Source organism: Methylacidiphilum sp. Yel (genome assembly GCF_004421185.1).
In the GTDB taxonomy this organism is placed as follows: Bacteria; Verrucomicrobiota; Verrucomicrobiia; order Methylacidiphilales; family Methylacidiphilaceae; genus Methylacidiphilum.
Genome location: NZ_LXQB01000088.1, coordinates 1 through 13,690, shown reverse-complemented (window position 1 = coordinate 13,690; position 13,690 = coordinate 1). Strand labels below are relative to the sequence as shown.

At 42.8% G+C, this 13,690-nt stretch carries 10 protein-coding genes and 1 pseudogene; 5 read left to right on the top strand and 6 right to left on the bottom strand.

The features are described 5' to 3' along the window. Positions 1-18: 18 nt before the first annotated feature. The gene (locus A7Q09_RS11170) at positions 19-2,229 is read right to left on the bottom strand and encodes a serine hydroxymethyltransferase (RefSeq protein WP_134391307.1); all 2,211 of its coding nucleotides are present in this window, start codon (positions 2,227-2,229) and stop codon (positions 19-21) included. 396 nt (positions 2,230-2,625) lie between these two features. After that, positions 2,626-3,459 carry an acetyl-CoA carboxylase, carboxyltransferase subunit beta gene (gene accD, locus A7Q09_RS10080; protein WP_134391306.1) on the bottom strand — a complete coding sequence of 278 codons (834 nt, stop codon included), beginning with the start codon at positions 3,457-3,459 and terminating at the stop codon, positions 2,626-2,628. A 366-nt stretch (positions 3,460-3,825) separates the two neighbouring features. Here accD and A7Q09_RS11565 point away from each other — a divergent pair. The 4 genes and pseudogenes from A7Q09_RS11565 to A7Q09_RS10055 form a co-directional block, all read left to right on the top strand. Beyond that, positions 3,826-4,429: pseudogene (locus A7Q09_RS11565) on the top strand (IS607 family transposase); the annotation flags it as partial. Between the two features lie 24 nt (positions 4,430-4,453). Further along, the gene (locus A7Q09_RS11560; RefSeq protein ID WP_394346633.1) at positions 4,454-4,789 is read left to right on the top strand and encodes a helix-turn-helix domain-containing protein; all 336 of its coding nucleotides are present in this window, start codon (positions 4,454-4,456) and stop codon (positions 4,787-4,789) included. A gap of 1,846 nt (positions 4,790-6,635) precedes the next feature. After that, positions 6,636-9,329 carry a TonB-dependent receptor plug domain-containing protein gene (locus tag A7Q09_RS10060; RefSeq protein WP_244228649.1) on the top strand — a complete coding sequence of 898 codons (2,694 nt, stop codon included), beginning with the start codon at positions 6,636-6,638 and terminating at the stop codon, positions 9,327-9,329. 17 nt (positions 9,330-9,346) lie between these two features. Next, positions 9,347-9,934 carry a hypothetical protein gene (locus A7Q09_RS10055; RefSeq protein WP_134391305.1) on the top strand — a complete coding sequence of 196 codons (588 nt, stop codon included), beginning with the start codon at positions 9,347-9,349 and terminating at the stop codon, positions 9,932-9,934. Between the two features lie 203 nt (positions 9,935-10,137). Here A7Q09_RS10055 and A7Q09_RS10050 read toward each other — a convergent pair whose 3' ends face one another. The 3 genes from A7Q09_RS10050 to A7Q09_RS10040 form a co-directional block, all read right to left on the bottom strand. After that, the gene (locus A7Q09_RS10050; RefSeq protein ID WP_134391304.1) at positions 10,138-10,833 is read right to left on the bottom strand and encodes a ComF family protein; all 696 of its coding nucleotides are present in this window, start codon (positions 10,831-10,833) and stop codon (positions 10,138-10,140) included. Further along, complete coding sequence (locus tag A7Q09_RS10045; RefSeq protein WP_134391303.1) at positions 10,770-11,621, bottom strand: type II CAAX prenyl endopeptidase Rce1 family protein; 852 nt, start codon at positions 11,619-11,621, stop codon at positions 10,770-10,772. Before A7Q09_RS10045 ends, A7Q09_RS10050 begins: the two co-directional genes overlap by 64 nt. 69 nt (positions 11,622-11,690) lie before the next feature. After that, positions 11,691-12,656, bottom strand: a complete 966-nt coding sequence (locus tag A7Q09_RS10040) for an acetyl-CoA carboxylase carboxyltransferase subunit alpha (RefSeq protein ID WP_134391302.1) — start codon at positions 12,654-12,656, stop codon at positions 11,691-11,693. A gap of 95 nt (positions 12,657-12,751) precedes the next feature. Between A7Q09_RS10040 and ribH the strand changes: the two genes are divergently transcribed. Continuing rightward, positions 12,752-13,186, top strand: coding sequence for a 6,7-dimethyl-8-ribityllumazine synthase (gene ribH / locus A7Q09_RS10035; protein ID WP_134391301.1), 435 nt, complete (start codon positions 12,752-12,754; stop codon positions 13,184-13,186). An 8-nt stretch (positions 13,187-13,194) separates the two neighbouring features. Here ribH and A7Q09_RS10580 read toward each other — a convergent pair whose 3' ends face one another. Then, positions 13,195-13,347, bottom strand: coding sequence for a hypothetical protein (locus A7Q09_RS10580; protein ID WP_166791984.1), 153 nt, complete (start codon positions 13,345-13,347; stop codon positions 13,195-13,197). Positions 13,348-13,690: the final 343 nt, after the last annotated feature.

Below are 13,690 nucleotides of genomic sequence, written 5' to 3'. Positions count from 1 at the left end.
TGCATTGGAAAAAAAATGTTATTTATCAAATGGCAATGGGAACCTACTGGTTAGTTCTAAGACCGATTGTCTTATTTTTTCTAGCCTCTTAGGATCTTTTCTATACGTTAGCGCCTGATGAATCCATTCAGCAATATCAAACATCTCATTTTCCTTCATTCCACGTGTAGTGACCGCGGGCGAACCTATGCGGATCCCTCCTCCCTGGTAGGGAGGAACCGTATCAAAAGGAATTGTGTTTTTGTTCACTGTAATCCCGACGGAATCTAGAATATCCTGAGCCTCTTTTCCAGTGATACCAACAGGTCTAAGATCTACAAGAATAAGATGGTTTTCTGTTCCGCCAGAGACAAGCCGGTATCCATTTTTTTTCAACCCCTCGGCTAAGGCTTTTGCATTTTTGATCACCTGTTTTTGATATTCGATAAAAGACTCTTGCAAAGCTTCATGAAAGCAAACGGCTTTTGCAGCGATCACATGAACTAAAGGACCACCTTGAATACCTGGAAAGACTTGGCTGTCAATTTCTTTCCCATACTGGGCTTTGGCAAAGATAACTCCACCTCGTGGCCCTCGCAAAGTTTTATGCGTGGTCGTAGTGACAAAGTCTGCATAAGGTATCGGGGAAGGATGTAGTCCAGTGGCCACAAGCCCTGCTATATGCGCCATATCAACCATGAGGTAAGCTCCAACGCTGTCTGCAATACTTTTAAGCCTTAGAAAATCTATTATCACCGGATAAGCGGAAGCTCCAGCGATGAGCATCTTTGGCTTGTGTTCTCTAACGGCAGCTTCCAGGCTATCATAATCGATTCTTTCATCTTTTGGACTAACACCGTAATGGAAAACGTGGAAAAATTTCCCTGAAAAATTCATCTTAAACCCATGTGTCAAATGTCCACCGTGGCTAAGATCCATGCTCATGATGGTATCAAAGGGTTTAAGCATAGCAAAATAGACAGCCATGTTTGCTTGAGACCCTGAATGGGGCTGAACATTGACGTATTCGGCTTTGAAAAGCTCCTTAGCTCTTTCTATAGCAAGGGATTCAATTTCATCAACATTTTCACAGCCGCCATACCATCTTCTTCCTGGATAGCCTTCGGCATACTTGTTCGTGAGGCAGCTGCCTTGAGCTTCCATGACGGCAGGACTTGTAAAGTTTTCAGAAGCAATGAGTTCGAGGTTTTGCTTTTGTCTTTGTGCTTCCTTTTTTATAAGGAAGTAAATTTTTGGATCATTTTGAGCTAAGGCTGATTCGAAATGGGGATGTTGACTATGCATAGGCTGTTGTAGGGAAGATTCTAAAGGTTCATAACGTTCATGGTTAGCTGGCTTTTCAATAAAGCCATCTATCCAAGTTTTTAAAATTTGGGGAAGATCGGCTATTTTGACATACTGACTTCCCAGACACAATACGTTACAATTTAATTCTTTTTTTGCCACCAGAATATCCGAAAGGGCAGTGGCTCGGACAGCTCGGAGCTGAGGAAATTTGTTGGCTGCAATCTCTACATCAATTCCATTTTTTGAAAAAAGAATGCTGGTATCAAAGTTTCCTTCTAAGAGCTCCACAGCTATCCTCTCAACCATTTCTACTATGTCGAGAGGATCAGTAGGGACAATCTCTTCAAAGGGGATCTGCCACTTTTCAAGAATTTCCTTGGCAGCATTTTTGAGTTCAACCCCATAAAAATTGGAGCCGAGAAGGACACGAAGCCTGCTTTTATCTTTGGTTTCGGTGGCGGAACCAGAGGCATTGGAGGAAGAAGCTTCGCTCAAAACAAAAGACAGAATTTTTGGCATAACCTGCCTCATTTGGTCCCGACAGAGTTTATATAGTTCAATGGAACCACCTATAGGATCAGGAATTTCCCTGGCCATTATGGGGAGATCGTTTGCAAATTCCAAAAGAAGAAATGTTTTTTCCCCAGCCTCTGGATAGAGAAGTAGTAGAGAGTCTAGATGAGAATAGCTCATGCAGAAAATAAAATCTGCCTTTCTAATTAATTCTGAGTTGACTGGCTTACTTCGAATATGAGAAATGTCGATGCCTATTTCGGCCATGACCTCTATAGCATGAGCACTTGGCGGCAGTCCGCTAATGGCTCCTATGCCTGCGGAATCCACTTGAATGTCCTTATTTCCACGGATCAAAGATTCAAAAAGGCCTTTAGCCATTGGGCTTCTGCAAATATTACCAGTACAAACAAACAAAATATTTTTCATCCCACGATCTTTTCTAAGCCTCTTTCTTTAATATCTTTTTTACATGTTTAGATTTTTTAGCCAAAAAAAATTTTCATCGCTTTGACAACATGGAAAAAGCGGAATGGAAAAGCGGAGAGTATTTTTCAGAAATAGACAATGTATAGAAGAATCTCCCTTACTCTTTGATGAAACGAAAATTTCACTTTCAATCAAAGAAACACTGATAATTAAAAATTTCAAGAAACTTTCTTTTGAGAAAAATGAAAAATAAGCTTCAAAAGAACAATTCTTGGAAAGAATGAAATTTATGTTCCTTTTCCATTATGAGCGAAGAAGTTTGCTATGGATTGCACCAGGTTCAGTAGTCTAGTCCATTTAATAATATCTTCTTCTTTTGAAAAGGAACCATGGCAATCAGACCAAAAAATAAAGCAGCTCTTTTAGAGAAGATCTAAGATCTTTTCTGTGGATTATTTTATCGATGAGGCCTTTTTCCAACAGGAATTCAGATGTTTGAAAACCCTGCGGCAGCTCCTGCTGCGTTGTCTCTTTGATCACTCTACTGCCTGCAAAACCGATCATTGCTTTGGGTTCAGCAATAATAATATCTCCTAGGGAAGCGAAACTAGCAGTAACTCCGGCCATTGTAGGATTGGTCAATATGGAGATGTAGGGAATGCCCGCCTGAGAAAGCCTTTGAAGAGCCGCAGAGGTCTTAGCCATCTGCATAAGGCTTATCATTCCCTCATACATTCGGGCCCCACCTGATGCGGATATGATAATAAGAGGTATTCTTTCTGACAGGGATCTTTCAATCGTTCGGGTTATTTTTTCCCCTACCACACTGCCCATACTTCCACCAAGGAAGTTAAAATCCATCACACTTATAAAAACTGGAATAGAGCCGATGGTGCACTTTCCGCAAACCACCGCTTCGTTAAGACCCGTTTTTTCCTGATAGTAACGGAGTCTTTCTTCGTAGCTTTTTTCACCGCTGAATCCAAGGACATCAACAGAAAGGAGATTGTGATCATATTCAACAAAGCTTTGTGGATCAGCAAGGAAGGAGATACGTTCCATGGCTTGAAGAGGAAAATGATGCTGACAATACTGACAGACTGATTGGTTCAACTGAAGTTCCTTATTATAAAGGAAACGGGAACAAGAAGGGCACTTTGTCCATAGCCCTTCTGGTATATCAAGCACTTTGTCTCCCGACGGAATTTGTGGTTTGTCTTTGTTGATCACAGTTTTTCAAGCTCCTTCTTAGTTTCTAGCGAGAGGGTCAAAACTGCTATTTCCTTAGCTCTGCCTCTTTTATCAAGACTTCAGCACATATTTCAACGGTTGCTCCTGTGGGCATTATTACGTCTAAATTAACAAGTTCTTAGCCGATAAGTCAAAGCCCCTTTTCAGTCTAAAGCTATCCCTTGTGTTGGCACTTTTCTCTACTTTTTTTCTTTCTTGTTTCTTCTTCTTTCTTATGCTCAATCAACCTACTCTCTCTTAAATATCGATGTAAGTGAATAGGATTTTATTTGTTCTTATTGACTAGGTGCTTGAACAGTTTCAATTTAAGTCGCACTTTCTTAGGCAAAGATATATATTTTGAGCATGTCTTGCAAGCTTGTCAGCATTCAAGAGGCCGCCGAGTTCCTGGAGGTTGCGCCTCAAGTGCTGCGGTGATGCGAGCGCGAGGGCAAGTTTGTTCTGATGAACGCACAGCTGGGGGAGACAGTGTCGCTACGCCCTTGCGCAACTTCGGTTAGATCAATTTTACGCGCCGGAGGCAGCACCTCGCACCATCGCCTACGTCAGTGTGTTCAGCATCGAGTAGAAAGATGAGCTGGAGCTGCAAAAGCAGCTTCTTGCACTCTACTGCGCCCGACAAGGTTGTATGTTCGAAGTCATTGCCGACCTGGGCTCTAGGAAGAACTACCACAAGAAAGGCTTAAAGCGGCTGCTGGATGTGATCATCAACAGGCAGGTCGGCCGCTTGGTCATTCCCCACAAAGACCAGCTGAAGGACTTTGGCGCGGAACTGGAGTTTGTTATTTGCGAGGCCAAGGGTGTCGAGGTTGTGATCCTCACCCAGGATGAGGAGACGACCTTCGAGGAAGATTTGGCCAAGGTGGTGCTGGAGAGCATCTTTGTGTTCAGCGCCCGGCTGAAGTACAGCCGCTCAGGCAAGACCCAGAAGCTGCTTACTGGCGTAGAAAAAAACCATGGAGGAATCCTAGCTATGATCGTTGCCCACAAAATCGCGCTTGACCCAAACCATAAGCAGGCCACCTACTTTGCCAAAACGGCGAGGACCGCGTGGTTTGCCTACAACTGGTCGCTGGCCCAGTGGCAGAGGCCATATAAGGCCATGGGATGCCGACGCCTGTCTACACAAGCCCTCGCGGTGCTCTTTGCGCCGTCAGTTCAACGCCATGAAAGGCAAGCATTTCCCGTGGATGCTCAAAGGCAGCAAGAACGCGCCACAGATGGCCATCATCCAGCTGGGAGAGGCCTTCAAGAACTTCTTGGCGGGGCATGCCAAGTATCCAAAGTTCAGAGAGAAAGGCGTGCCTGATCGTTTTACTCTGACCAACGACCAGTTTTCCCACGATGGCCGACGCATTCGCATTCCAAAACTGAGTTAGGTACGGATGCGGGAGGCGTTGCGTTTTACAGGCAAGCTCATCTCCGCTACCGTCTCCCGGGTGGCGGACCGGTGGGGTTTGTCAGCATCACCGTCACTGCCGACGCTATCCCCCTGTATCCTGCAGAAAACCAAGGCCCAACTGGGGTAGATTTAGGGGTATCTGCCATGGCAACGTCTCCACCGGAGAAAAGCTCATCGGTCCCAAGCCGCACAAGAACTTGCTCACGCGATTGCGGAGACTCTCTAGAAATCTCTTGCGCAAGAAAAAGGGATCGACCAAAGCCAAGGCTTGGATTTGCAAGGCTGCATGCCAGGATTGCCAATATCCGGCAGGAGGGCTTACACAAGCTCACCTCACGGCTCAGGCGATGATTTCACCGCGTGGTTGTCGAAGAGCTGAAAGTGGGCGGCATGGAGAAGAACCGGTAATCTTGCCTGTTCCCTATCCGACATGGGATTCTTCGAATTTCGGCTGTAACTGAAATACAAGGCAAAGGGGTGTGGTGGGTTTGTGGTGATGCCCGACCGCTGATTTCTGTCCAGCAAGAGCTGTTCGACTGGCAGGACGGTGCAGGAAAAAAATGCCGCTGGCAGTTTGCGAGTGGCGATGTCCGGACTGTGGCACCCTTCAGGACCAGGATATGAAAGCGGCCATGAATCTCCTGGCGTATGGATTGGCCGTCCTAAGCGGTCTTACGGCGAGGACCGACAGGATGTGAAGCCTGTGGAGAGGAAGGCTCTGGCCCGAGTGAAACCATCCTCGGTGAAGCAGGAAGTCAACTTCGAACCTATGTTAGTAGAAATGAGTAAGGCTGACGGAACAATTGAATAATATTACGAAAATATAAATAACGTACCACGTAAGCAGTGTTGTTTATTCAATAAGGCTAATGTATGCAAATCTGATTACAAAGCAGATGATGAGGTAGAGTTTAGAAATGAGAATTGTATTTTAATTAATTACTGTAATAGACAATCATTTTCGGACGAGTATGATCGATTTATTATCGTTTTAAAAGGAATGCGGATTACACTTTCTTGTATAGAGAAGAGAATCAAAGGACAGATTATCTTAAATAAACAGAAGAAGAGCGTATGAGACTGAGGTAAAGGAATAATCTTTGCGATGACTTATACTTATATGAGAAATAGAAGTCAAAGAGAAAATGAAAGATTTTTTTGTATCTAATCCAATTACTATTCCAAATGGTGTTATGAATCATTTTCAGAAGGCAAAGGTGATAACTTTCGTAAGATAATCCAGTATGATGCTTTTTGAAAAGAATAAGAAAGCATACTTAGAAGCCGAATGGCTTCGATAAGTCTGGTTAGATCGTTAGACACTTTCAAGCTTTTTCATAAAATATCTATCTTTTAGATTTATGACCGAATAGGGCATTGACTTTTGGGAGCCATTGGCTTTCCATAGCTCAAATCTGACTATTCAACCCTTCCTAGTCTTTTAGGATATTCCATTTTCCTTACATAGGACATTTCTATGTTAGATAGATAGTACTGTATCCGATTATGACATATACGCAACAAAGTATTAATATTTATGTAATATATATGCCATACCACTGACACATATATGTAATAATAATGACATATAAATTTAACATAAGAGAACTTGAAATATCGTATTATGCAGTAGTATTAGCATTTCATGCACATATATAAGATGTATCTTACTATTATCCTTATTATCCTACTTGACAGTACTACTTATTGTGTCGTTGCCCCTGAGACAGAGAAAAGCAGATAATCTTCATTATTGAACGAGGAAGTTCCGAATCCTACTTCGATGCTAGGTGGTGGTCCTGGGAGTTGGGATAGTGTTCCAGAAGATCCACTGTTGACATCTTCACCCTATGGAGACATGAATCGGAGGGGAGGGGATTTAGGAAATCTCCAACCACTACTTGCGCAAAACCAATCAACTGCACCTTCATCAACTACACCTCCATCTTCTTCCCCAACATCCTCCTCCGCAGGTCAAAGCGTCACTATGCCCGAAACTATTGTATCGACGACGAACAATTCGGTTCTGCCGTCCAACTACGAGATCAACTCAGTATATGGTATGCCACTGAACATTATCGACACTCCGAGAAGTGTTCAGGTGATTACTCAGCAGGAAATCCAGCAATCAGCTTTCATTTCCCAAAATGTCATGTCTCTCATGTATATGGCTCCTGGACTCTATATGGGAACAACCTTTGGAGAGTTCTCTGTTCCCAACATCCGAGGAATGCCAGCCAACAAATATATCAACGGTATGCTCTCCTTCTTGCCTGGAACCGGATATGAAGGAGGCCCTATGAATATGAACGACTTTGATCAGATCAACATCGTTCAGGGACCGACCATGCCGAGCCTTCTCTCTATCAGAGCTGCTGGAGGCTATCTCGATATTCAGACCAAACGGCCCTACTGGGATGGATTCCACGGTTATGCGACCGTTATGGAGGGCATGTATGATCAAAATCTTTGGCAGGCCGATGTGGGAGGCCCCATCAATGACAAGCTCGCCTTTCGGTTCAGCTATCTGGGTAATTACTCAGGTAACTACTATTATAATGATTATCTTCACAATCAGGCCTTTTATGGGGCATTAAGCTTCCGTCCTTACGACAACTACGAGATCTTCTTCAATAATTCGTTCTACACAGAGGGCTATAACGAGATTGGTGGAATTAACCGACCTACTCAGCAGCTTATTTCCAACCATGAATATCTTTCTGCTTTTATACCGAACGTATTTTTAGGCCCACCAGTATTGGTTGATCACCATAAGGTCAACTATAATATCGGACCGGAATTGTATAACTATGGGGTTTCTGTCCTACCAAAGTATTATAACACAATTCACTATGTTCCTTTATCAGCAATTGGTGGCTATCGGGCAAATCTTTTAAATCCTGGCTCTGGAGGATTTGTAGTCAGTGAGAGAGGCCAGATTATCCAGAGAATTAACGTCGACGATGGATTTCAGATCATCAACAATAGCAACTTTGAGTGGTTCACCTATAACTACCAAAATTTTACCCCTTATAATATTTATACCCCTGGCTCTTGGGTAGGACAAAACAACACGTCATTCCTCTTTAACTTCGACACTCCTATTGGAGGAGACAGAGAAACACTAGCAGAAGAAAAAGGGGATCAGAGCGACCCAAAAAATCTTCCCCTAAAGAAGAAGCAACCGTTCCGGATCCATCATACCGTTAATACAGGATTTGAAGTCGATTATGCCAATATGATTGTCTACGAGGGTGACTTCGAACAGACTTTTAATCCATGGAATATGGGTCCATTGGCGGATGCGGTCTACCCTTCCTATTTTCAGTATAATTTGCCTGGTAGGCCTTGGTTTTCCAAATACCTCTATCAGGACGTTCCTATTCCTGGACGTCCCGGGCAAGTGTTTAATCCAGGCAATTTTAGTTCGACTGATTCCGAGACCTGGTACTTGCGACCTTATTGGCAGCATCAGATAGACTTCGGTGAACACTTTTCTATTTTCATGGGAGCAAGTGTTTTGAGCCTTATGGGCACGGCTCAGAATCCAGTGGGGACACCCAGCACCTACTATGACTTCGGCCAGGCGCTTCATCCTACCGGAAACTACTTTTCTACTGTTATCCCTAATTTTGACTTCAGCCCTCGTTGGAAGCCTAATGAGTGGACAACTGTCTATTTTGATTTTCAACAGGCCTATTTAGCTGAAACTGGAGCCTTTTACGGCCTTTCACCCTTGACAAGCAACTTCGATCTTCATCTCCATCAGCGGCTCTACAGCGGAGGAATTAACTTTAGCCTGCTCAACGGCAAGCTGAACATTTTGACCGCAGCCTTCGATCAGGTATTTCAGGAATTAGAATCTTTCAAGAAGGTCCTTCTTGTTCCGGTACCAATTGATGTGGTTGGGGCAACAATGCAAGTTGTCTATCAGCCGGATCGTCATTTATGGCTTGTAGCCAATGCTTCGTACATTCTGGGAACCTTCGACTACGGTCCACCCCTTACCACAGGTCCGAGCATGGATCAGCCTTATCCAAGCAATTATGTTCTGCTCAATCCAGAGAAATATCCATTCGACCGTTTTGGATATTTTCCATTTGGGACATATAACTATGTTGGCTGGCCTAATTTCCAAACCTCGTTCATGGCGACCTATACATTGGATTGTGGTATCGGTTTTTTTGCATCATTTAACGCAACAAGCCCCCAATATCTCGCCTATGATTACCAAGTTAGGATTCCTTGGCAGTATACGCTTAACCTTGGCATTAATTACACGAGTCCGGATAAACATTGGACAGCCCGTGTATGGTTTTGGAACGTCACTGATCAGCACAACTGGATAACACTCGGAAGTGGATTTGCTACTTCCTTTGCCAATTATGACGAGCTCATGGTTTCTTGGCCATTTTGGATCCAAGGTCAAGTGAGTTACCAATTTTAGTCTGAAAAAGGTGTACAATGCTTTCATACAGATTCCTAATTCGATGGTTGGTTCAATTTTTTCTCTTTGCTATGCCTCTTGGTGTATTATTCCCCAGGCAAGCAACGAAGCCCACTTCCATTGGATGGCAGCTACAATTCATCCTTGGAGCTAATGGAGAAGGTAAACAGGCCCAGGTTCTTTTGAATTCTGGCCATGCAGCAGATGCCGAGAAACAAGCTGAAGCTGATCTTCATACGATGATGGCCAAAGCTAGCTTTGGCTCATTCAGTCTTCTCCTTCCCTATAATAATCTTGGAGTGGTCTATGCGACCGAAGGCAAATACTCCGAAGCTCATAAGATGTTTGCTCGGGCTATTGGTCTTGGTCGTGCTGCGGTAAGCCAGGGGGAGATGTCCAGTGGATATAGCGTGGGTTCTACTTACCGCCAAGCGGGAGCCGGTGGAGGCAAAGGGGTTGTGGTGCAAAAGAAATTACTTGCTCTCTGTCTTATGAATAATGCTGCTACATTTCGGATGGAAGGAAAAATAGCTGAGGCAATATCTCTAGAGCATCAGGCACATAAGCTCGATCCTGACTTACCGCTTCCAGCTTCCGATCGCTAGTTTCATTCAGATTCTAACTGTATCGGAAATGCCTATGGGTGGCTCTTCTTCCTTCTGAATCTACTGAATGCCAACAGCTGGATCTGTAAAAGAAAATGACAACAAAAAAGGCCCTTTGGCCATAGCCCTTCTGGTATATCAAGCACTTTCTCACCCGACGGAATTTATGGTTTGTCTTTGTTGATCACAGTTTTTCAAGCTCCTTAGTTTCTAGCGAGGGTCAAAACTGCTATTTCCTTAGCTCTTCCCTCTTTTTTCAAGACTTCCGCGCATGCTTCCACCGTTGCCCCTGTAAACATTATATCGTCAACAATCAATAAGTTCTTAGCCGATAGGTCAAAGCCTCTTTTCAGTCTAAAGCTATCTCTTATGTTAGTGCTTTTTTCTAGTAAAGAAAGGCCCCTTTGTTGACTAAACTTGACTCTTTTCAAAGCTGGTAAGTACTCTAATTGTTGACGGCGGCAAAGAGACAGTGCAAGTTCTTCAGCCAAATTAAAGCCTCTTTTTCTGAATTTCTTCGGATGCAAAGGAACTGGAACAACCCCATGACAACGCCAGCCACCAATGTACTTTTTGTAGCCTTTTTCTAGCCATTCTTCAAGGATACCAATAAGGTGGTATTCGTTGCGGTATTTTACCCGCTGAATCACTTCTTGGACAAGTCCACTGAAGACAAATCCTGCTCTTGCAAAAAGAAAAGACCTAGGCTGGACTGAGCAAATTTTGCAGTTTTTAAAATAGGGTAATTCTTTAGGAAAGGGTTGGCAGCAGCGATAACAAAAAGGAGGATCCAGAGGGTAGATAGGCAGGTTGGGAAGCTTGGGAGGCGGATAAATTAAAGAAAGAAAACATTGAGCTTCCCTTTGGATTTCCCATAGTATTTTCTGTAAAAGATCCATAAGACAGCAGAAAAAATTGACAGTATGACACTTTCTTTACTATTAGAAAGTAGCCTTTCAGGTTCTATCCAGCTTTGGGAATGTACCAAAAAAACAATACCCCCATGGATACCAATTGGCTGCCATATGTTTTTCCCGTTTATATAGGCTACTCCCAAAAGGATGCCGAGCAAAAATAAAATGAGTCCTTGGATAGAAATCCATTCTAGGCGTAGGACTGGTTGAAACATCTCTAGGAGGACTCGGAAACCACTCCCTAGGGTAGGATGGAAATCAGAATAATTTTGCGGTTGATTATTCAAAAAATGGGAAAGGGAAAAAACTCCAGCACTAGCAACAAGAGCAGGCAGCTCTCCAATGGATCTTAGAAAAACTCCAAGCAGTATTCCTCTCATCATTACCTCTTCGATAATGGCTACTGCAGCCGCTTTGGAGAAAATTTTTAGACTATCTTCTATTGAGCCTGTGGCTTGTGGAAACCGAATGATTTTGCCAAGGATTTCTGGTTCTATAACAAAAGAAAAGCCTACTATCCCTATGGCCCATCCTATGCCATACAAAAGGGGCCTAAAAACTGGTCTTTTAAAACCTATATCTGCCCAGTGGTAAAGGCCAAGATGCTTTCGAAAAAGAAAAACCACTGCCAGCAAAATGATTTCAAGGAGTCTGTGATAAAAACGGATAAAAGAAAGAGGGCCGCTTATCGACAAAAAAAGATGATAGGCAAAAGGACTTATGGCCGATGCTAAGAGAAAAGAAAAAAAAATAAGAACCAATAAAAAAACCACTTCGATAAGGTAAAAGAAAAACGAAAGGACTTTAAAGAAAAAAGAGATAGGAAACGTTTCCCCTTTTTTCTAAGGCTTTTCTATCCACTGGCCTATTTTCCTATAACGGAGGTATCTTTTTTCTAAGAGTTCCTTTGGGCTTAGGGCTTTTAAAGCTTTTATATTTGAAAGAATATACTCCTTAAGGATTTCGGTGGCTTGATCCCAGTCCCAATGAGCAGCTCCTTGAGGCTCAGGAATGATCTGGTCTATAATCCCAAGTTCAAGAAGCTCTTGAGCAGTCAGTTTAAGTAATTTTGCGGCTTGTGGCGCATGCTTTTTATCTTTCCATAGAATAGCTGCACAGCCTTCAGGGGAGATCACCGAATAATAGGCATTTTCCATCATCAAAATTCTGTCAGCAACCCCTATTCCTAAAGCCCCACCGCTTCCTCCCTCGCCAATGACAACTGAAACAATTGGCACAGTGAAGCCTGACATCTCCATAAGATTGGTAGCTATGGCCGCTCCAACATGCCTTTCTTCTGATCCAATTCCAGGGTAAGCTCCAGCCGTGTCAATGAATGTAATAATAGGAAGATGAAATTTATTGGCTAGTTTCATCAGTCTTAAGGCCTTTCTATAGCCTTCGGGAAGAGGACAACCGAAATTCCTGGCTAGGTTTTCTTTGAGGGTTCTTCCCTTCATCTGCCCTATTGCCATTGCTTTTATGCCATCAATGGTCAATAAGCCCCCGACGATAGACAAATCGTTACCAAAGAGTCTGTCTCCATTGAGATCAAAAAAATCGGAGGATAACCTTTTGATGTAATCTAGAAAATAGGGTCTTTTAGGATGGCGAGCAATTTGAACCCTTTGCCATGGGCTAAGACTAGAATAAATCGTTTTTTTTAGTTCTTCGAGTTTGCTCTTTAGCATGTTTCTTTGTTTTTCTAGTTCTTCAGCGGATAAACCATTGTTGGTCTTTAACCGTTCTATTTGTTCTATTACTTCAACAATGGGCTTTTCGAAATCCAAATAGCCGTTAGAATGCATAGAAGGATAGATTTATATTGTTGGAAGCAAACAGTTAAAAAATTTCAAATGTATGTATATTTTATCATGTCTTTTCAGAGAATCTAGAACAATATATGGAACAGAAGGCACTGTTTCGTTTTGCTATAGTGGTTAGTTCTTATCACAAGGAATATACCAGTCGGCTTGTCGAGTCAGCCTTGGATATACTTCAAGGACACAAAGTCGATGTCTTTTGGGTGCCGGGGGCATTCGAAATTCCCCTGCAGACCCAAAGACTTGCCCGCAAAAAAATTTATGACTGCATTCTCTGTTTTGGGATCGTCTGGCAAGGAAAGACGGCACATGCGGCTGAAATCCTGCGAGCTTGTACTGATGCGTTGATGAGGATAGGGCTTGAAAACGATCTTCCAGTCATTCACGAAGTGCTTTCGATACGTACTCAATCCCAGGCTAAAGCACGGACAATGGGCAAACTCAACCGAGGAATAGAAGGAGCAAAAACGGCCTTGGAACTGTTGTCACTGAGGTTTGACAACACTGAAGCCTAGTTAGAGGTTTAAAGATATTGAAAGTCACGATCGGGTCTGCTTAAATAACCAACTGTTCTGTCAGACTTACTCATTTCTACATGAGGATGGCATAACCAATGGATAGAAGGGTTGTCTAATACCAACCCTTTTCTTTTTTCTTGAAGAGATAGCCTCCTCATTGCCCTCAACTTCCTTTTTTATCTCCTTTATTTTTGCTTCCATTTTCTGTTTATTTTTTTTCTTTCTTTTTCAGTTTTACTTTTCTTCTTTTAGAAGCATTCTAACATTTCCATTTTATTCTCCCATGTTTTTTTATGTCGGCCGAAGGAGGATTATATTGTTTTTATTGGAATTAAATAGCATATTATGATCCCTCTTCTGGCAAGCTTCTGCTATCTTTTTTACCATCCATCGCCGTAATGCCCCTGCCTTCAGGCATGGGGATATAAGGCGATAAATTATAGCTATGTGTAGTATAATTATGTATGAACAGAAAAGAACAATTGAAATCCAATAAAAATA